Genomic DNA, 20,969 nt, shown 5'->3' with positions numbered 1-20,969 from the left:
CAACGGGTCCAAGCTCAGCCATGACAGGCAACCTACCGACTCTCCGCCGTGGCGGGAGCATCAGGCCCCGACATCACGCTTTCAACCTCGGTAACTTCGGCTCGTTGGGGTGAATCGTTGCGAAGTCCCTGATGGGTGCGGGTGGGTGCCTGCATTCGTGGTGCGCGAGGTATGCGGATGGGGCGGGCCGACCCCTGCAGGACATCGGCGTCGGGAGACAGTACGGATGCAGGCGGCCGAGCTGTTCCTGCAGCAGATCGCGGTGTCGAGCACAGGCAGGCCGGGTCAGACCACCTGGTGTTGCGTCAGCCCGTGACTCCGGGCACGACCAGGCCGGTTTCGTACGCGATCACCACCGCGTGGGTCCGGTTCTGCGCGCCGAGTTTGGTCAGCACGTTCCCGACGTGCGTCTTCACCGTCTCCAGGCTCACCCTGCACGACTCCGCGATGTCCGGGTTGGACCGGCCGGTGGCCATCAGGCGCAGCACTTCCTCCTCCCGGCCCGTCAGCGCCGCCCGCGGCAGTGCTTCGGCGGATCTCAGTGGGCGGGCGGTGACCATCTGACGCAGGGCCGCCGGGAAGAGGATCGCCTCGCCCGCCGCGACCACCCGCACCGCCTCCGCGATCTTGGGGACGGGGAGCCGCTTGAGCACGAAGCCGCTGGCCCCGGCGCTGAGTGCGGCGGTGACGTAGTCGTCGTTCTCGAAGGTGGTGATCACCACGACTTTCGGCGGGTCGGCCGGCCCGGCGAGGAGCTGCCGGGTGGCCTCTATGCCGTTGCAGCGCGGCATCCGTACGTCCATCAGGACCACGTCCGGCCGCAACTTCCGCGCCCGCTCGACTGCTTCGGTGCCGTCGACGGCCTCCCCGACGACGACGATCCCGGGCTGCCTTGCGAGCAGCATGCGCAGACCGCTGCGGGTCACCTCGTCGTCGTCCGCGATCAGGAGGGTGGTGCAGCCGGAGGCGCCGGCGGTGTCAGTGGCGACGGCTAAGCTCGCGTCGGGGCTGGTCGCGACCGCTGCGCTCGCTTGTGAGCCGATCATGCGGGCAAGCGTACCGGCAGCCGGACCGCGAGCCGCCAGTGCTCCGGTCCGTCCGGACCGGCCTCGATCTCGCCGTGCAGGAGCCGCACGCGCTCCAAGAGGCCGGGCAGGCCGTGCCCGGACGTCGGGAAGGCACCCGGGCTCATTCCACTTCCGGCTCCGGTCCGGTTGACCACCTCGAGCTCCAGCGAGTCCGGCGTGGCCGCCACCTTGACCCGGATCGGACCGCCCGCTCCGTGCCGCAGCGCGTTCGTCAGCCCTTCCTGCAGGATCCGGTACGCCGCCCGGGAGAGCGTCCCCTGCACCTGCGCATGGTCGCCCGACAGCTCCGGCTCCACCACCGCGCCCGCGTGCCGCAGCCGGTCGAGGAGCTCGGGCAGGTCGGCCAGGGCCCGGGCCGGTGCCGTCCCCGCCTTCTCCTCGCGCAGCATGCCCAGCACATAGTCCAGGTCCTCAAGGGCCGCCCGGGTCGACTCCTCGATGCTGCGCAGGGCGGCCCGCGCCGCCACCGGGTCGGCACAGAGCACCTCGCCCGCCACCGCTGCCTGGATCGTGGCGGCCGTCAGGGTGTGCCCGATCGAGTCGTGCAACTCGTGGGCCAGCCGGTTGCGTTCGGCCAGTACCCGCTCCCGCTCGGCCGCCAGCGCGAGCCGCTCGGCCGGCGACGGACCCAGCAGCCTCGGCGCCAGCCACCGCAGGGCGTACGTCACCGCCAGGCACAGAGCCGCCGCCAGCAGCAGGCAGCCGAGCGCCGCTGCCCAGCTCTGCCAGCCGCTTTCCGCCCGCAGCGACCAGCCGTTCACACTCACCCCGGCCTCGGCGCCGGCCCAACCGCCGGGAAGGAGCAGGCCCGCGATGAACAGCAGGACGCTCAGCTGCGCCCCCGCCCACCCCAGCACCACATGCGACAGCAGCCAGAGCGGGGTCCGCAGGCGGTCGGCGCCCGATGTCGTGGAGGAAGCCGCCCTGTCACCGGGCGGGCCCGCACGTCGGCGCTCGCCCACGGGGTCCGGCAACGGCACTGCCAGCATCCGTCGGGCGCAAGCGATCAGCACCCGCCGCGTGGTACGAGCCAGCCCGATCACACCGATCAGCACGGACCAGACCAGCACGGTCAGAGCGAACTGCACTCCCACGGAAGCGGATGACCACGCCACCGCCGGTAGTGCCGCGAAAGGCAGCAAGGGAAGGCTCACCAACGCGCCGCAATAGGCGAATAGCGCACCCGAATACGTGGAGCCGCGCAGCAGCGGCCGGATTCCTCTGAACATGGCCAGGCAAGTATGACCGGGCGGCCCAGCGGCGTCCTCCCCCGATCGGGGGAGCGAATTCTCCCGCCTTCCCGCGACGTGTCCGGGCGTCCGCGAAACCAGAATCGGTGTCTCACCAGTGACGGGACGGAAGGACGGGCTGATGAACGCTCAGGGGATCGAGACGCCGCTGAATCACACGGCGTCCGCTCAGGACCGGGCCGTACGGAGTCGGACGGCACCGAACGGAAGGGCACCGGGCCTGACAGCACCGAAGAACAGCCTGGCCACGGCCGCCATGACACTGGGCGTCATCGGCCTGTGCACCTCGGTCGTCTTCATCGGCGGCCTGCTCGCCGTGATCGGTCTGATCCTGGGCATCGCCGCGCTGACAACGGCCAAGCGGACTGGCACAGGCCGTGCCAAGGCGGCCACCGCCGTGGTGACGTCGTCCCTCGCAATCGTAGTGTCCGGGCTGGTCGCCGTCTTCATGGTCTGGTACGCGAACAAGACGCAGGAGTGCTACCAGCCCGACAGCTTCCACCAGTACACGCAGTGCGTCCGCGAGCACCTGAACGGAACGGCCTTCCCGTTCCCTCACCGGTGAACCGACTGCCCACTCTCCTCGACAAGGACGAGCAACATGGTGCGAAGCAGAAACACCCGCAAGGCCCCCCTACTCGCCGCCGGCCTCGCGGCGGCCGCCCTTTCGGCGCTGACGCCCGCAACGGCCTTCGTCGCGTCCACGGCTTCCGGCGCCTCCCCTGCCAAGGACCCCCTGCGGCAGTACACGCAGCAGAAGCTCCAGTGGAAACGCTGCGACGCGAAGGGCCCCGCCGCCTTCCAGTGCGCGACGCTCAAGGTGCCACTGGACTACAGCGACCCCGGCGGCAAGACGATCGGCCTCGCGATATCCCGGCTGAAGGCGGGCAGCGCAAAGGCACGTCACGGCGTTCTGCTGCTCAACCCGGGCGGCCCCGGCGCACCGGGACTGCAGCTGCCTGCCGACCCGCTCGTGAAGTTCCCCGCGGAAGTGAAGCGGCGGTACGACCTCGTCGGCTTCGACCTGAGGGGCGCCGGGCGGAGCTCTCCCCTCAGCTGCGGGCTGACCGCCGAGGAACAGGCCGACCAGCCCTACAAGGCGGAGACCTTCGCGAACGACGTGGACCGGGTCCGTACCGTCGCCGGGAAGTGCCGGGCCAGGGCCGAGGGCATGCTGCCGTACCTCACCACCCGCAACAGCGCCCGTGACATGGACGTCATCCGCGCCGCGCTGGGCGAGACGACAATCTCCTACCTGGGGTTTTCCTACGGCACCTACCTCGGCGCCGTCTACATGCAGCTGTTCCCCCAGCGGGCCGACCGGATCGTGCTGGACAGCGCGACCGACCCGACCCGGATCTACCGGGGGATGTTCCAGGACATGGCGGAGGCGGCCGAGCAGGCTTTCACGCGCTGGACCGCATGGACCGCCCGTCGGCACACGACCTACGGGCTGGGCGACACTCCGGCCCAGGTCCGCAGGACCTACTGGGACCTGATCGCGCGGGCGAACCGCAAGCCCATCTCCTTTGGGGGACAGCCCCTCACCGGCGACGGCATCCGTGCCGACAACCGCACGTTCTTCCACGTCCGGAAGGCCGCCGAACGGATCGCCGGGCTGAAGAAGGCGGCCAAGGGCAAGAACCCGGCTCCGTCCGGCACGCCCGGTCAGGTCCAGGAGCCCGACGACAACTACGCCTCCATCGCCTGGTCCTTCATGTGCGCTGACACCCGCACCTGGTCGCACGACCCTGAGGAGTACCGCCGCGAGGCGATCCGCGACAAGGCCCGATATCCGCTGTACGGCGACTTCGCGGCCACCATCACACCATGTGCCTTCTGGGAGCAGGGCAGCGAGCCGCAGACCAAGGTCGACAACAAGGTCGGTGCGCTGATCACGCAGAACGAGTGGGACTCTCAGACGCCCCTCTTCGCCGCTCGGGCCATGCACCGGGCCCTGCGCGGCTCCCGGATGCTCACCGTCGCCGGCGGCGAGGGACACGGCGTCCTCTACGCGCCGGACAGCAGTCCCTGCGCGGACAAGGCCGTCACGGTCTACCTGATCACGGGCAGGCTCCCCGCCAAGGACCTGACCTGCCAGGCTACGGCCGGGCAGAGGTAGCAACCTCGCACGTTTCCCGCCCCAACACCTCCGAGCTGCCCGGGAACGCACTACCGTCTCTGACCCTGAGCCGTCCCGGAATCTGGACCTGCGGCGGCTCGCCGATCGTCCCGGGTTACGTGGTCACCGCCTACGCCCGCTACGGATGCAACGAGGTCGGCGCCTGGATGCACAGGGTCGCGAAGGTCGGCCTGTGGACCTGCCCCAGCTCGCCCATCCCGGCCGGCTTCCGCTCGACCACCCACTATCCGAGCGGCTGCAACGGCCTCGGCTCCTGGTACCTCGCCGCCGCCTGAACCCTGCCGCGCGCCGGAGGCACCGTACCTCGTGCGGTGCCTCCGGCGCTTCGCCCCCGGCCACCCGGCTCACCGCTTGCGGACGACGGGTACTCCACGGGTCGGGAAGGCCAAGTCGAGCGAACGGGGTGTGGGAGAAGGGGGTGGCGGGGGATAATCAGCTTCATGATCGTGCACGACAGTGGTGAGCAGGGTGTGTCCGCGGAGCAGGTTCTGCGGGCCCGGTATGCGGGGCGGCTGCCCGCTTCGCTGGACAAGCTCACCGGCCCGCGCACCGGTGTGGTGGACCTTCCTGGGCATGTGGCGTGGTCGGGGCTTCGCACCTTCGATCTGGACCGGCCGCGACTGCGCATGAGCCTGTACCGGACGGTGCTGGCGGAAGGTCTTCATGAAGATCTTCTGCATTACCTCGACCGCGATCTGCTCATCGAGCAGTGGCCCGTGCTGCGGACCCTGATCAGCCGGCACATCCGCGCCGTGTGGGAGGACGCCTTCCCCGAGCTCGCCGCCGTGGCCGGCGCGGGCGGGGCGGGTCCCGCGGCTGCGTGAACCTCACCGACCTGCACCGCCGGCTGCTCGCCGCCGTCATCGAGATCGGCTCCCGCTACCCGCTCGTCCTGGCCGGCGGCTACGCCGTCCAGGCCCACGGGCTGGTCGACCGGCTCAGCCAGGACCTCGACGTCGCCACCCAGGACCCGGCCCCCATGCCCGACATCGCGGAGCGGCTGCGCACCGGACTCGCCGCACGCGGCTGGCAGGTCCGGGTGATCGACGTCGACCCCCTCGCGGCGCGCCTGATGGTCACCGACGCGGTCACCGGCGAGGACTGCGAGGTCGACATCCTCAAAGAGCACTTCTGGACCACTCCCGTCGACACCGCCTACGGGCCTGTCCTCGCCCTCGACACCGTCATCGGTACCAAGGTGCGTGCCCTGGCCGACCGCGGAACCGCCCGCGACCTCATCGACGTCCACGCCGCCCACCGCCTCCACGGCCTGCGCGACCTCGAGCGCCTGGGCGCCCGGCACGCCCGCGACGACGGCTTCCTCCTCGAAGACCTCCGCGACCGGCTGACCGGCTCCGACTGGATCGACGACAGCGAGTTCACCAAATACGGCCTGGACGAGGCGGCGATCACCCAGCTGCGCGCCTGGGCGCTGGACTGGGCAGCCGGCATCGACCAACGCCTCCAACACGACACACACGACGACTGACTCGTCGCGCCAGCCCGGCCTCGACCTCGACGAGGGCGAGGACCGGCTGATCTTGACACACACCGGTGCCGGCTCCTGCCGTGAGTACTAGACAGCTCCACCACACCGGAGGTCTTCGCCGTGATCAAGACCCGCGACTGTCAACAACGCTCGTGACCAATACACCTGGCGCCGTGTGAAGCAGGTCAGCGGTACGGGGCGTCAGCTGCCATCCGCACTCCTCACAGTCCTCGTCTTCGCCCTTGCAGGGGCAGGCCTGAGTGTCGAAGAGCGCGGCAAAGTTCGGAGTCTTGCTCTCGCTCGCCGGCCTGGTTCGCTGCTCTCGCAGGCGCCAGCCGTGAGTGAACCGAGCGACAACCGATCGCCTGCTCCAATCGGCCAGCTCGTCCCCGTCTTCGGGGCTGAGCACCTCCGCGGAACTCTGGTCTTCGGGCGTCTCGGTTCCGGCAACACCGGATCCTCGGTGAGGGTCATCACGGCCCGGATGAGGTCTCGCGGATCGTCATCGCCGAGTTCGGACGGCGGTCAGCACGTCGGCGATGGCCAGGAGGGGACGGACGGAGACTGCGGCGGTCTGCGCGGGGTCCAGGCATCGCGGGGCCGACACGGCATCCGGTGAGGTCAACGCCGACCAGCCGCATGCCAACGGCCCCACCTGAGATGGTGGGGCCGCAGCATGTGGGGTGGGGCTCAGACCAGCGCTGTGACCGGCTTCGCGCCGGTCACTTCAGGGGTGTTCCCGTCGGTGCGCCCTCCTGGCCCTGCCAGCCCGATCCGCGTTGCACCTTGAGGCTCTGACAGACGACGAACCCGTCGTGGAGTCCGTCCGTAACGCGGAGCTTCATGAATTTACTGGCGTGCCGATCCGGGATTTTCAGGAATCGTTCGATCTCGTCGTCGAAATCTATCTCCGAAACCTGGAGCGATGGATAGACAGAGAGGGTCTTCATCGCGAGCACATTGCCGAATACGAGGTCCACAAAGTCCGTGAATTCTTCACCGGGGCGGCCGCGCAGCGTCAGCTTTCCGTGAGATTTATGATAGCCCCAGAGATGGAAGGCGTGACTGAAATGAAGAGGAAGACGGGAATTGGTGAAACTCATTCGTCAACCACCTCCTCTGCGAAGGGATTCTTGCCTGGCTTACTGCCGTCGAACCACTGGACTCGATCCTGCACGCTCTTGGGAGCGTCTCTGATCATAGCAAGTTCCCAGGCTGTGAGGTCGGAGGCATACGGATTATTAACGTCCGCAGTGTTTGCCCACGCCTTTGGGTCCCTGATTCCCTGCAGGTTGAAGTAAATCTTGGTGCTGCTCGAAGGGTCGAGCGCCGCACGAACCACCTGCTCAAAGTTCTTGCCGTGCGCATCCCACTGCTCCCAGTACGACGCGTTGTGACGGTCCGCGAAATCCAGGAGACCATAGGGGTCGTCATCAGGCTTCGTGAGACCGAGCGCGATTTTGTCGCAGTCGCTGTTGTGCACCAGGACGGCAGCCGACCCGACCATCACGTAATACGTGTGCAGGTCGGCCACGGTGAGATTGTACGTCCGCGCGTGGCTCTCGTAGGAGCGGTTCTTCGTTACGTGAACCGTTTTCCCGGAGCTGGTCTGGAGTTCGTCGCCCGGCCTGAGTTCACGCGCTTGCAGCCACTGCTTGATCGAGGGACTCCAGAACGGGTGCTCGAAGGTCGCCGCGAGCTTTCGCAACCCCTGGTCGGTCCGGATCGTCAGTTCACTGAAATGTTTGTCAGCTTCGGTGACGATATGCCTGGTGACCGTTTTTCCTGCCGACTCACCAGTCAGCGGGTCGGTGGCGCGCACCTTTTCGCCGACCTTGATGTCCTCAATCTTGCGGCTGCTCCCATCAGCCATAAGGACCCTGGTGCCCGGAAGGAAGCATTGGCACCCGGCGAGACTCCGGGCCAGTATCGAGGTACCGACCTTGAGGGCCCGGAGTTTGGAGTTCATGACGACGTCTTGGGTTAGCTCGGCGCAGGACCAAAGGCCGTCGAGACCGCTGCCGTTGAAGCAGTTGTAGAACTCGCTGAGCCCGAGGAGTTCGTCCTTGATGAACTTCACATCGTCGTCGTACGGCTCCAGCGCCTCGCCGAACTCCGTCGCGAGCATGCACACCGGCTTCCTGATGCACCAGTACGCGTACTCCTTGTCGGTCATGCAGTCGGTGCCGGCGAAGCCGCACCGGTACTGGCGCCGTGCCTGCTCCCCGGGGTCGTTGCGGCGTCGTTCCTCGGCCTCCCAGTACTTCTGGGTGTAGGTGTCGAAGGCCTCCTTGGAGGCAACCATCGCGGCGTCGAAATGCTTGCCCGCTGCGAGGGCGGAGTCCTTGGCCCGTGCGGCCGCCGCCCAGGCCAGGGAAGCGGAGGTGCGGGCGGACTGCGCCGACAGTTCGGCGTCGGCCGCGGATGCCTCCGCTTCCTTCGCGGCCTTCTGGGCCCGCGCGGACGCCTCGCGGGCGGCCTTGGCGGACTGGGCCGCCCGGTTCGCGGCCTCCCTCGCCTTCTCCGCCGATGCCGCGGCCTGGTCGGCGTAGCCCTTCGCCTCCTTGGCGGACGCGGCGGCCTGGAGGGCGTAGCCGTTGGCCTCCTCCGACTTGTCGCGTGCCAGCGCGGCGACCTTGCCCGCTTCGGCGGCGTCCTGATGGGCGGTGGCGGCGATCTCGGCCGATTCGGACAGGAGGGCCAGCATCCGCTCCTGGTGGTTGGCCGCGAGCAGGTCCTTGCGCTGGGCCCTGTACTGGCCGTTCTGGATGAACTGGTGGACTTCGGTGTCGGAGCTGTGGACGGCGATCTGTGCCGCGGCCTTCAGCTCCGGGCCTCCGGTGGAGGCGAGCTTCGCGGCGAGTACCCGTTCGTCCTCGCTGCGCGCGGCGTGCTGCCCGGTGTCGATGAACGCGCGGTACTTGGCCGGGTCGTTGGACCTGAGGACCTCCCTGCCCTTCTCCTGGAGGATCTCGCCGCCTCCGGCGATGATCTGCGCGACGTGGACGCCGAACTCGTCGACACTGACCTGGTTCTGGCCGGTGGTGAGGAAGGTGCTCACGGCCCGGGCGTCGCCCTTGAGGGCCTGTTCGGCGGCGGCGCGCATGCCGGCGGATCCGGTGTCCTCGGCCATGCGGGCGACGAGGGCTCGCTCGTCCTGCTGGTCGGCCTCGACCCAGCCGGTGCGGGCGTAGGCGCCGATGTCGGCGTCGGAGCCGGCCAGTGCGACCTGCGCGGAGATCTCGCTCCAGCCGCCCTGGGTCTGTGCCGTCTCCAGGGCCACCTCGCGTGCCTCGGCGGCGATGGCCTTGACGTCGGCCCCGGGCTTGGATGCCTCGACGGAGAGGGCCTTCGCCCGGTCCTCGAGCTCCTTGGTCTGCTGTGCGGCCGTGGCTTTGGCCTTGCGGCGCTGCTCTTCCTCGGCGCGCAGGTCGCTGGCGTGCTCCAGGCCGGCGTTGGTCCGGGCGAGGAGGCGTTCGGCTTCGATTTCGCGGGCGATCGTGTACACCCGCTTGGCCTGCTCGACCGCTTCGCTGGCATCCTTGGCAGCCGTGGCGGCCGCTTCCGCGTGTGCGGTGGATTTCACCGCGGCGGTGGCGGCTTCGCCTGCGTGGTCGGCGGCCTCGTCGGCGGCGTTCGCCGCCTTCTCCGCGTGATCGGCCGCGGAGTTGGCGGCGATGCGGGAGTCCCGGGCGGCTCCGGCGGCCTTACGGGCGAGGGAGGCCGCCATCTCGGCGGCGCGCTTGGCCTCGTTGGCGTACCGGCGGGCGGTGGCGGCGGCGGCACGGGCCTGGGCGGAGCTGGCTCCGGCCTTGTCCTGGGCGTCTCCCGCGTCGCTGGCGGCCTGTCCGGCCGCCAGGGAGTTCAGCGCCGCGCCGACTGCGGCGAGCGCGGCGTCGGCGGCTCCGTGGGCGGATGCCTCGGCCTGGGCCGATGCCTCGGCGATGCCGCGTACGGCCTTGACGATGTCGCGGGCGTCTTCTGCCGCCTCGCGGGCCTTCTTGGCTCCGAACTCGTTGGTTGCCGCGTCGGCGGCGGCGTTGTTGGCGCGGGTGGCGGCCTTCGCCGCGGCGGCGGCGGCGCTGGCCGCCTGGGCTGCCGCGTTGGAGGCGACGCGGGCGGCGTTGGTGGCCGCGCGGGCGGCGGAGATGGCCTGCTGGGAGGCGGCGGCAGCCTGGCGGGCGAACTCGGCGGCGCGGGATGCCGCTGCGCCGGCCTTCAGCGCATCTCCCTTGGCGGCCTCGGTCTCCCGTGCGGCCGTCTGGGCGGCGAGCTTGGCGCGCTCGGCGGCCTTGACCGCGCGGTCCGACTCGGACTTGGCGGCGACGTACTCTTCCTTCGCCTGCCGGCCCGCTTCGCGGACCTGCTGGGCGAGCTGGGCGATCGTGGCGTGTTCTTCGTCCGCGGCGCGCGCCGTGTGCTGCTCGACCTCCAGGAAGTCCCGGATCTCCTCGGCCGAGCCGCGCAGGGCGATCCGGCCGGCCGTGCGAACGTTCTCTCCGCCGACACTGAGGATCTGCGCCACCTGCACGCGTTGGTCTTCCTCGCGCCAGACGAGGCGGTCTTGGCGCAGGAACTTCTCGATGTCCCTCTGCGAGCCCAGGAGCGCGGCACGGCCCTTGGCCTGTTCCATGGGGCCCGCGGTGTTGACGATCTGGGCGACCTTGAGCCGCTGGTCCTCGTCGTAGGGCGCCTTCCACCCCCCGGCCAGGAACGCCTTGGCGTCGGCAGGAGTACCGGTGAACGCCTTGTGCGCGGCTTCCTGGACGTTCGGACCGCCGACACTGCCCATCTGGGCGGCGGCGACGCGGTCGTCCTCGACCGCAATCCCGGCGGCCTGATCGAGGAACCTCGTGACCTCGGCATCACTGCCGGTCAGGGCCACCTCTGCGGCGGCCCGGATGCCCGGCCCGCCGTCTTTCCACAGCTGCACCACGCGGCCGCGGTCGGTGGGCGGAATGACGTAACCGGCCGTCGGTGCCGGATCCGCAACCGGCGGGATTTCCGCGGCGATCGCCGGGGCGGCCAGGAGGCCGGAGACCAGGGCGACGGGCAGCACGGTGCCCAGAAGCACCCGCATCGTGTGGTGGAGAGCGCCCGGTGGCCCGGTGCGCGACAGTCTTCGTCTGTTCGTCATCTCAACTCATCGGTGAGCGGCTGGGTGGAAGGCTGTGCCGCCCTGCCGGGCGGCGCCGGGCGTCAGCCCGTGATGCGGAGCTCGACCAACACGCTGCGGGCGCCGCCGACAACGCCTTCGCCGACGCTCGCGTAGCCGTCCTTGACGATGTTCACGGTCTCGGTCGCCCCGTTGGCGGTGAGCTGTGCCCTCATGGGGTGGTCCGCGGCGTCGATGGCGTAGACGCGGTCGACCTGGAGGGCGAGGTGGCCGGTGGCGGAGTGGACCGTGAAGCAGTAGAAGCGCTGCCTGTTGACGGTCGGGTCCGCGACCGTGATGACGCGGATCTGCTTCTTGGTGTCGTCGCAGTCGGTCAGGGTGATGTTGCCGTCGCCCCGGACGAGCTTGATGCCCTTCTCCGCCAGGATTTCGGCGGCGTTCGGGTAGTTGCCGTCTTCGTAGGCGTACGGCATGGCCGGCGCCTCGGCAGGCGGGGTGTCGGCAGCCGAGGCGTAAGCACCGAACGCACCGAGCGAGGAGAGAGCCACGGCGGCAACGAGGAAGCGGCGGGCGCGAGAAGTCACCAGAAGTCCTTCAGGTGGTCGAAATGGGTGGTGCGAGAACGTTGAGCGGACTGCCGTGCGCGTGTGGAGGGGCAAAACGGCATGGCAGGGGCCCGCCCGGTGGTGCCTGGTACCGACGAGGGCCGGGGCCGGGGGCAGGAGGTCGAACAGACGATGATCAGCGTCGATGCGGAGGCCGACAGTCAGGGGGCTCCGGGTCGAGGACCGTACGCCGGAACCTCCCACTAGTCAACTGTCATTGATTTGCTATCAGCGCTAGTTGACAGAGGGGCCTGGTGAGGCGCTACCGTCGACTCGAACGAGGGCATCCGCACCCAAGAGACCCCCTGGACATCCAGCGACGGCGCCCGGGTTCCGTAAACGGAATGGGCACCCCGCCGATTATCACGTCGGCCTCACACGCGTTCGCACCTGACATCACCAATAGGTCAGAACGCCGACAGGGTTCAACCAGGCCTCAGCCGCCAATTCAGTTCCCGGATGGACGGATACCGATCCCGTCCAGACGAGTTCAAGCCGCACGATCGTACAACCAAATCGCCACCTTTCGAACCAGGCCATCCATCCACCCGATGTGCACGCAACGTGACATGACAGCTGTTCAGGAACTCGCTGCTCTGAACCACGGCGCGGATCACCAATTGGGCGAATATTCCACTTTGAAAGACTTGACGGTTCGTCAAGAACCAAAGGGTTGCACGGGGAAATCGACGAGACTTGAGACCTGCATCACAAGCCGGCAGGCGTGGTCGCGGAGTCTTCTGTGGTTCAATTTGCCTGCTCGGAATGGGAAGTTTATGGTCCGTCACTGTCCGGGAAGTCCCTGAGGTTTCCGGCAGGCAACCGGAACCGGTTGCCTGCTGCCCCTGGCCGTCGAAGGGCGGTCCCTGCACCCACCGTCAGGGCCGTCATCGGGACCGCTTCACGAGCCCCCAGTCCACCTGCTCTCCCCCTGCCTGTGACAAGACCTGCCGGGCCGGTGCGCCACTAGACGTTCCGGTCATCGCTTCGTCGGCTGGAGCCCTGCCCCGGCCCTTTCCTGCCCATAGCTTCATCGTCTCCAAGGAAGTTCCATGCCCCGCATCAACCGTCGGTCGCCCTGGATAGCCGTCAGCCTGACCGCCGTGGTCGGCACCGGCCTGCTGTCGTCCACGACGGCCCAGGCCGCCATCGGTGTCCCGGACACCGGGTCCCTCGCCTACACCGCCCGGGTCACGGTGGGCGACGAGGCCACCGCGCGTGGCTGCTCGGCGACCCTGATCGCCGGTGACTGGCTGCTCAGCGCCAAGAGCTGCTTCGGCAGCGACGTCGTCACCGGCGCGCCGAAGGTACCCGTGAGGGCGTTCGTGGGAACGAAGACCTTCGGGGTGACCGAAGTCGTGGCGCGCACCGACCGGGACGTCGTGCTGCTCCACCTGGACGGGGTCGCGACCGGCACCGCCCCGGCCAAGCTCGGCTCCGCTGCCCCGGCCGTCGACGCCGCCGTGACCGCCGCGGGCCACGGCCGCACCAAGACCGAGTGGGTTCCCGGTAAGGTCCACACGGCCTCGTTCAAGGCCTCCGCAAGCGACGCCACTACCCTCACTCTGGACGCCGAGGGAGCGGGCAGCACCATTTGCCAGGGCGACGCGGGCGGTCCCGTGCTCAACGCCGCCGGAGAATTGGTCGCGCTCAACAGCCGTTCCTGGCAGGGCGGGTGCCTGGGGACCGATCCGGCCGAGACCCGCACCGGCGCCATCGCAGTCCGCACCGACGACCTGGCCTCCTGGATCATGCAGACCCGGATCACGGCCGCCGGCTGGAAGACGGGGACCGTGATCCAGAGCGGCTCCACCCTGTACCAGGGCATCCGCCTGGCCGACGGCACCTGGACCCAGTTCGCGGACGTCCAGACCAAGGCGAGCAACATCGGCGGCATCCGCACCGCCACCGCCGCCGGCATCGGCAGCGACACGCACGTCCTGGCCATCGCCACAAACGGCACCCTCCAGCACACGATCCGCAAGGCCGACGGAACCTGGGGCCACTTCGGCAACGTCGGCGACGTCGCCGGTCACCTGGGCGGCCTCACGCAGGTCACGGCCGTCTCCATCGGCAACGACCTCCACGTGGTTGCCGTCGCCAACGGCAAGGTCTTCCACTCCCTGCGCAACGCCACCGGACACTGGTCTCAGTTCGTCGACCTCGCCGGCGTCGTCGGGCCCATCGGCACCGTCACCCACGCCGCGGCCGCGAGCGCCGGGGGCCAGCTCCAGCTCCTCACCGTGAGTGGCGGCAAGGCCCTCCACACCCTCCGCTCCACCACCGGCCACTGGTCCAACTGGGGCGACATCACCCAGGCGGCCGCAGGCCCCACCAGCCCGGTCACCGGAGTCGCCATCGCCGGCATCGAGGGCGACGCCCACGTCATCGTGACCACCGACAACGGCACCCGCCAGTACCACGCCATCCGCAAGGCCAACGCAAGCTGGGACTCCTTCGGTGAACTGACCGGCTACCTCGGCAACGTCACCGCCAAGTCCCTCTCCGCCGCCCACGTCGGCGGCGAGCTCCAGCTCACCGCCGTCACCGCGGACAACAAGGTCGTCCACACCATCCGCCACGCGGACCGCACCTGGACCACCACCCCGGTCACCCTCCCCGGCGTCACCGGCACCCTGGGTCCGATCTCCATCACCGGCACCCTCTGACACAACGGCTCCGGGGCCCGCGTCGCAGAATCGGCCGCGGGCCCCGGAGGCCGTGAAGCCGGCCCCCGGCAGGGATCTTGGCCGCGGAGGCCGGCAGTCCACGGCCGTCCCGCTGCACACCGACGACACCTTCGCATGCCCCCCGCAAAGGAACCTCGTGAGACCTCGCAACCACCGTTCCGTCCGCGCGGCCGTCACCGCCGCAGCCGTTCTCGCTCTGGCCTCAGCAGGAGCGGCGGCCGCAGCGGGCGACCTCCCGTCCTCCGCGGCCTCGGCTGCCGCTGAGGGGGCGGAGGGCATGCCGTACGCCGTGGAGGACTTCCCGCGCACCCTGCAGGTGATGTCGTGGAACATGTGCGGCCCGCAGCGCGCGAGCTGGGGTTGCGACGGGACCGGAACCCCCGAGGACAAGATCGGCGTCGTCACCGGCAACGTCGCCGTGAACCGCGTCGAGGCCGCGCTCCTGCAGGAGGTCTGCGAGGACGACCTGACCCTCCTCATGACCCGCCTCGGCACGGGCTGGAACTCCGCCTTCCAGCCCTACCAGTGGTCCCAGGATGGCAAGAAGTCACCCAGCCGCTGCGGGGAGGACGGCACCGGCCGCGCCGACCGCATCGGCACCGCGATCCTCGCCAAGGGCCAGCTCGGCGACCCCCGCCCCTACCCCACCACCCAGCCGGTGACGGGCCTCAACACCCCCTTCCACTGCGCGACCGCCACCGCATGGGACGTACGCCTGTGCACCGTCCACGCCGCACGCGTCGGCGCCGAACAGGCACACCCCACCTGGGACTACCGCGACGACCAGTTCGCCGAGATCAAAGCCGTGGTGAACACCTTCCCCCGCACCGTCTTCGGCGGCGACTTCAACGCACAGTCCCCCGACACCCCGAACAACACCGCCGCCTGGATCTGGCCCGCCGGCCTCTACTCCACCGGCCCCGGCACCCCCGGCTACCAGGAATGCGACCAGACCGGCACCTCACGCACCGGACGGCCCACCCACAACTTCGGCGGGAAGATCGACTACATCTTCGGCACCGAGCCCCGGAACTGGTGCACCGTCGCCCAGACGCCTTACTCGGACCACCGCGTACTCATCGAAAGCTTCACCGCGGCCTGACCGCAGGCCCGGTCACCGTCACCCTCTGGCTCGCCACCGCCGGCGGAGAACCGGCCGCGGCGAGCCAGAGGGTGACGGGATGTCGGGGGCCGGGTGCGGCCCCCGGCCGGCCGTAGCGGGGATCGTGACCGCCGGCTGGTCGGTGTGAATACGGGAAGCAGCATCCGGTAGGTCGGCCTCGCCGACGGCACGGTCTACGACCGCGACGCCGAGACCGCCGCCGAGCTCTACGCCAACGACACCTCCGACACCAACCTGGCGGGCGCAGAGAAGCTGCCGAAGTCGTCGATCGACGCCGAGTTCTACGAGCTGGAGGCCAGCCGCCACAGCCCGGCGGACCGCGTCCGGTGGGCGTGGCTGTGCGGCGACCACCTCGTCACCGAGCGACGCGAAGTCCTGCGCCAGTTCGCCAGCGGCATCGACGCCACCGGCCACCGCGTACTCCGGCTGGGCCCACGCCGACATCCTCGCCGTCGGCGACGTCGACGGCGACGGACAGCCCGACCTCGTGGGCCGCAGCGTCAACGGCCTCTACCTGCACCGCGGCAGCGTCGGAACCAACCCGACCCTGCCGCGCAACGCCGTGGTCCTGGGCGGTTCGGAGTGGAAGCCCGCCGACCTGCCCGAGATCCTCGCCCCCGACGACGTGAACGCGGACGGCCGCGCCGACCTGTGGGCTCGCGCCGCCGACGGGCAGCTCCGCCAGTACGTGTCCGCCGGAGCGCAGCCGCTCCCCGCGCCCACCGTCATCGGTTCCGCACCGAGGACCGCCCACCCGCCGGCGGGAACGGCCGGTGACAGCGACGGTGACGGCCGCGCCGACCTGCTCCTCACCACCGCACCACAGGGCACCTCCACGGGCGACCTGCTGTTCCTCCCGGGCGATACGGCCGGCACCGGTTTCACCCCGTCCGTCACCATCGGCGAAGGCGGCTGGCGCTGGATCCAGTCCCTGGGCTGACCTGCGGCGTACGCCCCTCCCCCGGCGATGGCGGTCCGCGCTCGGGCGTGGCGAGGGGTGGGGGCGGGACACGGGGCGCGGGGGTCGCAAGGCGGTCACGCGGTGCACCCCCGCGCCCGGCCCTGCTCGTCCCGAGGGCTACAGCGTCTGGTCGGCGGCCCGACGGAACCGCTCGAACTCCGAGTCCCCTGACGGCAGCAGGCCAGCCCTCACCATCGCCGCACCGAGCTCCAGCTCGCGCTCCTCGTCGGGGCACTCCAGGCCGCACTGGATGATCTGCGCGACCATCTCGGTGGTCCCGGCCAGGAAAACCGACCCGCTGTCCGCCTGGTAGAACCAGGCCTCGTAGACCGGTGACCGGTCGGCCACCACGTCCCAGAGCTCGCAGGAGTTCAGCCTCGATTCGTCCTCGGGGTCCGAGGAGAGGCGCCGGTCGGCCGGGAGATCCTCATCGTCGTAGGCGGCACCGCAGAGCGCGACCTGCTCGGTCTGGACGGGATTGAGCTGCGCCACCGAAGTGATCTGTCGCCTGTTGGTGAAGTCTGCCATGCGCGGAAGCTAGCAGAGCTCACCGACTTCCGCCGCCAATCCCCCTGGTGGCGGGCCCTCGGGCTGCTGGGCGCGGCGGGCTGCCCAGGGGGAGCCGACCGGTCACCGGCATACAAACCACCGGCAGGAAGGCCGGAACGGTTCCGCGTGGCCAGGGGGTGGGTCGGGGCGGCTACTTCAGGTCGGCGACCTCGTAGGTGGCTTTCGCGTCGGGCGAGGTGTCGGGGATGGCGGCCCAGGCGATGTGTTCGCCCTTGGCGTGGACGACGCTGTAGCCCTCTTCGGATCCGAGGCGCCAGAGCTTGCCTGAGGCGAGCTCGTAGACGTACTGCCCGGCGTCTCCCGAGGCACTGCCGTTGCCCCACACGATATGGGTGTCGGTGGAGCGCAGGTACATGGTGGATGGTCCGGGGTGGTGGAGCTTGACGGTCAGGGCCTTGTTCGTCGCCAGGTCCAGGGAGTAGAGGGTGGAGGTCTCGCCTTCGGCGTTGGCGATCACCCACGTTGCCCGTGTGGCCGTGGCCGAGAAGGCGGAGACCGCCTGGTCGCCGGCGAGGCGTCCGGACACGACCGCGCCGTCGCCCTGCGCGGTGTGCTTCCGTATCTCGAAGCGGTGGGGGTCGAAGCCGGGTGAGATGTCGGCCGAGCGGACGTAGAAGAGGGTGTCGCCGACGGCTTGGGGCAACTTGCCCTGGTCGACGGCGGTTTCGAGCCGTCCGTCGCCGCTGGTCTCGCGTGCGACGATCTTGACGCCGAATTCCGGCTTCTTGCCCGGGGTCGGGTAGGCGGTGGCCCAGAACGCCTTGGAGCTGCCGACGGTGACGGCCGATGTGCCGGGAGGTTCCGGCATGCCTTCCTTGGGCCCGAGGGTGGCCGAGTCGCCCAGCAGGGCGGTGGTCCTGGTCTTCGGGTCGTAGCCGAACACGCACCAGTCGACGACGTAGAGGTTGGTGCTGGCCGACTCCGTCCACACCACCGTGCCCTGATGTTCGTCGGCGTAGATGGCCTGGCGCCGCGCATTCTCGCACCGGCCGTTGCGTGCGGCGGGGAAGGGTGTGAAGGACGTGGCGTTCTGGAGGCCTACGCGGGCCTGCCCGATCTGGACCACTCCGTCCACGGACTTCGCTTCGGGGCTGCCGGACACGACGAGACGTCCGTCGCCGGTGACGTCCAGGACGCTGGCGGTCAGGCCAGGAGCAACGGTCGGCGGAGGGGTGTAGCGGCTGGTGTACTGCGCGCCGGCGTGGGCCTGGGCAGCGTTGTCGGTGTCGGCAGTCGCCGAAATCGCGAACGACATGCCGCCGGCCGGTCGTGGTGCCGAGGGGGCCGATGCGCTGGGCCGAGCGGGCGGGGTGGCCCCCGCAGTGGAGGGGGGGCCACCTTCCGTGCCGGTACAGGCGGTCAGCCCGACGAGCAGAATGGCGATGGGCAGTGCCGGGCTGATGCGCATGTTAGTAGGCGTATCCGTTCGTACGCAGGAAGTAGTTGGCGAAGTTCCCGGTGTTGTAGGAGAACGTCTTGTTCACCCCGCGCCACACGGTCGTGGACGGGTCGGCCCACTTGCTGGTCTTGCCGCTGGACGAGTACCCGTACGCCGTGATCCAGTGGCCGATGGTCTTGTTCACCGGGTGGCCGTTGTAGTGCCGGCCCCGGGCGAACTCGACCGTGTCCGCGGCGACCGGCTTTCCGTTGGAGCCGATGCTGTGGAGCATCGTCTTTACCGCGTTGCCGGCTGTGGGTGCGGGGACCTGGACGTACCAGTTCTCCCCGCGCCACCGGTTGAGGCCGAAGACGAACTTCTTGGTGCCCCAGTCGGTCATGCCCTGCCGTGCGGTGTCCATGTGGGCGCGGTTGGCAAGGCTCTCCTGGCTGAAGCGGTTGCCGTTGTACCTGCTCTTGATGGACCCGTCTATGGTCTTGATCATCATCGCGCCCGTGGCCGGGCCGCAGAAGTAGCCGGTCGCCTGCCCGTAGTGCGTGAGGCGCAGCGTGCGGCTGCTGGGCGCCAACGCCGCGTTGGCAGAAAACGCCCCGCTCTTCTGCAGCTTGTACTTCTGCAGGAAGGTCTTCTCGAGCGAGGTGTAGTCAGCCTGACTCATGCGGCCTTCGTAGGCGCGGAACCATGCGTCGGTGAGTGCGAGCTTCTCCCTGGCCTGCGCCGAGAGCGGCTCCTTTCCAGGCCCGGAGACGTTGGCACCGGTGTAGTTGCCCACGATCCCGCCTCGGGGTCCTTCCTCCGCGTGAGCGGCCGAGGCGAGGCCCGTGGTCATTCCCCCCACGGTCACGGTGCACACGCCGGCAATCGCTCCGGCTCGCAGTCGATTGGTCATCTTCATTCGGAGCTCCCCCTCGTTGTTTTTCAGTCACTCCAGCCCCTCTGATGCGCTCGAGAACAATTGGGGATCAATGGACATCCCACCCCTCATGCGCCCCAGCAGGCTTCGATGAAGCAAACACATCCCGACCGCAGACCGTCAACTGGCTTGCTGCGCTGCGTCATGACGTAGCGAGCCACCCATTCAGCAAATTTGCTGGAAATGATCGCCGGAACGGAGCGCACCGTTCAGGGGGGATCCGCAGGACGATAGGGGTAAACCATGCGCGGAGCATCCGAGTCCGATTTCGGTCGGTGGACCCGTTCCAACCGATGGGCCGTGGGGCCGGTATAGGTCTGATATCGGCCACGGCTTGTCTCAAAGTTCGGCCATCGAGGCGTGTTCGGACAGGTTGGACGGCCCAGCACGGGCGGTCAGCTTGTCCTGCTCGCGCCAGAGAGCGAGGGAGGAACCGTCGGCCAGCGCGGTCAGCTCCGCGGCCTGACGGTCCTACCCGCCGCCGGCTACCCGGACGGGGAAGTTCCAGAGCGGAAGGACGGAGGCGTGCACGGAGCCGGAGGTGAGCAGCGGGGCCGTGAAGCCCCCGGAAACGATCGTTGCGGCCGTGGCGACCGCGGCGGCCAGTCGGCCGTGCGTGTACGTGCGCCCATCAGGCGAAAATCCCTTTCGCCGTGACTCGTTCGTCGATCCGTCGATCCGTCGATCAAACGCGGATCTGAGTGCTGCATCAACCGGTTGGACGGCCGGGCGGGGCGGATGGTTGTACGGGCGTCCGGGAAACAGCAGCGGCCCATCAGACCGGCCCGGAAGGCGCTCCCGGGCCGCCGCGCTCCGCTCACGGCGCACGCGGAAGCAGGTCCCCCGTCTGACCGGGCCGTGTCGGGCAGGCCTCGCCCCCGGAGGGGAGTGCACCGTGTGGCTGTGGGGTCACTGGGGGCGGGCGAAGCGGGTTTTGCCCCAGGGTTTGTAGACGGACAGGGTGGTCGCCGTCAGGAGCAGCGTGAAGCCGATGACCGACCCGATCAGCAGCCTCGTGCTCACGGGGTCGGAGGCGATCCCCAAGTCGGCCTGGTGTTGCAGCCAGTGCCGGAACAGGGAGTGGCCCGCCACCATGAGGCCGACGTTGATGACCAGCTTGGCCGTGATCCAGTAGTGCTTGAGCAGGCCCCACGGTGTCGCGAGCGACAGGAGCAGGCCGGTGATCAGGGACGACCAGGCGGCCACGGCGACCACCTCGATGCCGAGCAGCTCCATCACGACGCGGGTCGCCCCGACCAGCTCGGGGTCGCCGGAGGTGACGCCGACGGTGCCGAGGATGAGCTGGGCGATCTCGAGGCCCAGCCAGCCGACCGCGACGACCACGTGGCAGGTGAGGACGAACTTGCGCAGCCGGGGCGGCATCCGGCGGGATCCGCGGGCCTTGGCAGGGGGTCGGGCGGCTCGGGTCAGGGTCTCGGTCATGGCTGCTCCGTATGTCTCGGTGCGTGGTGGATGTCGTGGTATGGCTCGGTGCCTCTCGACGTGGCCAGCATCGGCGACGGGCGGCCCCGGGGGCGTCGGCGACGATGTTGATTCGCGCGTACGCACAGCCGCGTACGTTTCCCGGCGTGATCGGCCCGCCCGGTATCCCGCCCGGTATG

At 69.4% G+C, this 20,969-nt stretch carries 17 protein-coding genes and 1 pseudogene; 9 read left to right on the top strand and 9 right to left on the bottom strand.

The features are described from left to right. Window positions 1–305: 305 nt before the first annotated feature. Window positions 306–1,046 (bottom strand): response regulator transcription factor, encoded by a 741-nt coding sequence (locus ACZ7H1_RS27265; protein WP_470790411.1) that lies wholly within the window; start codon window positions 1,044–1,046, stop codon window positions 306–308. Then, entirely contained in the window at window positions 1,043–2,176 is a 1,134-nt protein-coding gene (locus ACZ7H1_RS27260; protein WP_470790410.1) for a sensor histidine kinase, read from the bottom strand. The genes ACZ7H1_RS27265 and ACZ7H1_RS27260 overlap by 4 nt, the downstream gene beginning before the upstream one ends. A 418-nt stretch (window positions 2,177–2,594) precedes the next feature. Between ACZ7H1_RS27260 and ACZ7H1_RS27255 the strand changes: the two genes are divergently transcribed. The 5 genes from ACZ7H1_RS27255 to ACZ7H1_RS27235 all read left to right on the top strand — a co-directional run bounded on the left by ACZ7H1_RS27255 (window position 2,595) and on the right by ACZ7H1_RS27235 (window position 5,970). Continuing rightward, window positions 2,595–2,903, top strand: coding sequence for a DUF4190 domain-containing protein (locus ACZ7H1_RS27255; RefSeq protein WP_470790409.1), 309 nt, complete (start codon window positions 2,595–2,597; stop codon window positions 2,901–2,903). 36 nt (window positions 2,904–2,939) lie between these two features. Continuing rightward, window positions 2,940–4,460, top strand: a complete 1,521-nt coding sequence (locus ACZ7H1_RS27250; RefSeq protein ID WP_470790408.1) for an alpha/beta hydrolase — start codon at window positions 2,940–2,942, stop codon at window positions 4,458–4,460. A 119-nt stretch (window positions 4,461–4,579) separates the two neighbouring features. Beyond that, complete coding sequence (locus ACZ7H1_RS27245; RefSeq protein ID WP_470790407.1) at window positions 4,580–4,756, top strand: hypothetical protein; 177 nt, start codon at window positions 4,580–4,582, stop codon at window positions 4,754–4,756. 165 nt (window positions 4,757–4,921) lie between these two features. After that, complete coding sequence (locus ACZ7H1_RS27240) at window positions 4,922–5,305, top strand: hypothetical protein (protein ID WP_470790406.1); 384 nt, start codon at window positions 4,922–4,924, stop codon at window positions 5,303–5,305. Next, on the top strand, window positions 5,302–5,970 hold the full coding sequence (locus ACZ7H1_RS27235; RefSeq protein ID WP_470790405.1) for a nucleotidyl transferase AbiEii/AbiGii toxin family protein: 669 nt from the start codon (window positions 5,302–5,304) through the stop codon (window positions 5,968–5,970). The genes ACZ7H1_RS27240 and ACZ7H1_RS27235 overlap by 4 nt, the downstream gene beginning before the upstream one ends. A 722-nt stretch (window positions 5,971–6,692) precedes the next feature. On the opposite strand, the gene ACZ7H1_RS27230 is transcribed toward ACZ7H1_RS27235, so the two are convergent. The 3 genes from ACZ7H1_RS27230 to ACZ7H1_RS27220 form a co-directional block, all read right to left on the bottom strand. Then, window positions 6,693–7,073, bottom strand: coding sequence for a hypothetical protein (locus tag ACZ7H1_RS27230; protein ID WP_470790404.1), 381 nt, complete (start codon window positions 7,071–7,073; stop codon window positions 6,693–6,695). Next, window positions 7,070–11,050 carry a polymorphic toxin-type HINT domain-containing protein gene (locus ACZ7H1_RS27225; RefSeq protein ID WP_470790403.1) on the bottom strand — a complete coding sequence of 1,327 codons (3,981 nt, stop codon included), beginning with the start codon at window positions 11,048–11,050 and terminating at the stop codon, window positions 7,070–7,072. The genes ACZ7H1_RS27230 and ACZ7H1_RS27225 overlap by 4 nt, the downstream gene beginning before the upstream one ends. 119 nt (window positions 11,051–11,169) lie before the next feature. Continuing rightward, window positions 11,170–11,670 (bottom strand): hypothetical protein, encoded by a 501-nt coding sequence (locus ACZ7H1_RS27220; protein ID WP_470790402.1) that lies wholly within the window; start codon window positions 11,668–11,670, stop codon window positions 11,170–11,172. Between the two features lie 1,073 nt (window positions 11,671–12,743). Here ACZ7H1_RS27220 and ACZ7H1_RS27215 point away from each other — a divergent pair. From ACZ7H1_RS27215 to ACZ7H1_RS27200, 4 genes and pseudogenes are all read left to right on the top strand, one after another. Continuing rightward, entirely contained in the window at window positions 12,744–14,360 is a 1,617-nt protein-coding gene (locus ACZ7H1_RS27215) for a trypsin-like serine protease (RefSeq protein WP_470790401.1), read from the top strand. A gap of 157 nt (window positions 14,361–14,517) precedes the next feature. After that, the gene (locus ACZ7H1_RS27210) at window positions 14,518–15,483 is read left to right on the top strand and encodes an endonuclease/exonuclease/phosphatase family protein (RefSeq protein ID WP_470790400.1); all 966 of its coding nucleotides are present in this window, start codon (window positions 14,518–14,520) and stop codon (window positions 15,481–15,483) included. A gap of 210 nt (window positions 15,484–15,693) precedes the next feature. Then, window positions 15,694–15,930: pseudogene (locus ACZ7H1_RS27205) on the top strand (hypothetical protein); the annotation flags it as partial. Window positions 15,931–15,991: 61 nt separating this feature from the next. Continuing rightward, entirely contained in the window at window positions 15,992–16,444 is a 453-nt protein-coding gene (locus ACZ7H1_RS27200) for an FG-GAP repeat domain-containing protein (RefSeq protein ID WP_470790399.1), read from the top strand. Window positions 16,445–16,582: 138 nt separating this feature from the next. On the opposite strand, the gene ACZ7H1_RS27195 is transcribed toward ACZ7H1_RS27200, so the two are convergent. From ACZ7H1_RS27195 to ACZ7H1_RS27180, 4 genes are all read right to left on the bottom strand, one after another. Further along, window positions 16,583–16,993, bottom strand: coding sequence for a hypothetical protein (locus ACZ7H1_RS27195; RefSeq protein ID WP_470790398.1), 411 nt, complete (start codon window positions 16,991–16,993; stop codon window positions 16,583–16,585). A 172-nt stretch (window positions 16,994–17,165) separates the two neighbouring features. Then, window positions 17,166–18,290, bottom strand: coding sequence for a hypothetical protein (locus ACZ7H1_RS27190; protein ID WP_470790397.1), 1,125 nt, complete (start codon window positions 18,288–18,290; stop codon window positions 17,166–17,168). Window positions 18,291–18,444: 154 nt separating this feature from the next. Further along, window positions 18,445–19,263, bottom strand: coding sequence for a C39 family peptidase (locus tag ACZ7H1_RS27185; protein ID WP_470790396.1), 819 nt, complete (start codon window positions 19,261–19,263; stop codon window positions 18,445–18,447). A 993-nt stretch (window positions 19,264–20,256) separates the two neighbouring features. Next, the gene (locus ACZ7H1_RS27180) at window positions 20,257–20,790 is read right to left on the bottom strand and encodes a hypothetical protein (protein WP_470790395.1); all 534 of its coding nucleotides are present in this window, start codon (window positions 20,788–20,790) and stop codon (window positions 20,257–20,259) included. Window positions 20,791–20,969: the final 179 nt, after the last annotated feature.

The organism is Streptomyces sp. NPDC037401 (genome assembly GCF_055602345.1).
The sequence above is the reverse complement of the archived record's forward strand: the minus strand, read 5'-3'. Positions and strand labels throughout refer to the sequence as shown.

What these genes read in the sequence shown, in the direction of transcription:
- ACZ7H1_RS27225 (WP_470790403.1), bottom strand. Translation starts at nt 11,050, where the DNA reads ATGCGGGTGCTTCTGGGCACCGTGCTGCCCGTCGCCCTGGTCTCCGGC.
- ACZ7H1_RS27190 (WP_470790397.1), bottom strand. Translation starts at nt 18,290, where the DNA reads ATGTCGTTCGCGATTTCGGCGACTGCCGACACCGACAACGCTGCCCAG.
- ACZ7H1_RS27215 (WP_470790401.1), top strand. Translation starts at nt 12,744, where the DNA reads ATGCCCCGCATCAACCGTCGGTCGCCCTGGATAGCCGTCAGCCTGACC.
- ACZ7H1_RS27265 (WP_470790411.1), bottom strand. Translation starts at nt 1,046, where the DNA reads ATGATCGGCTCACAAGCGAGCGCAGCGGTCGCGACCAGCCCCGACGCG.
- ACZ7H1_RS27230 (WP_470790404.1), bottom strand. Translation starts at nt 7,073, where the DNA reads ATGAGTTTCACCAATTCCCGTCTTCCTCTTCATTTCAGTCACGCCTTC.
- ACZ7H1_RS27195 (WP_470790398.1), bottom strand. Translation starts at nt 16,993, where the DNA reads ATGGCAGACTTCACCAACAGGCGACAGATCACTTCGGTGGCGCAGCTC.
- ACZ7H1_RS27185 (WP_470790396.1), bottom strand. Translation starts at nt 19,263, where the DNA reads ATGACCACGGGCCTCGCCTCGGCCGCTCACGCGGAGGAAGGACCCCGA.
- ACZ7H1_RS27255 (WP_470790409.1), top strand. Translation starts at nt 2,595, where the DNA reads ATGACACTGGGCGTCATCGGCCTGTGCACCTCGGTCGTCTTCATCGGC.
- ACZ7H1_RS27240 (WP_470790406.1), top strand. Translation starts at nt 4,922, where the DNA reads ATGATCGTGCACGACAGTGGTGAGCAGGGTGTGTCCGCGGAGCAGGTT.
- ACZ7H1_RS27180 (WP_470790395.1), bottom strand. Translation starts at nt 20,790, where the DNA reads ATGACCGAGACCCTGACCCGAGCCGCCCGACCCCCTGCCAAGGCCCGC.
- ACZ7H1_RS27250 (WP_470790408.1), top strand. Translation starts at nt 2,940, where the DNA reads ATGGTGCGAAGCAGAAACACCCGCAAGGCCCCCCTACTCGCCGCCGGC.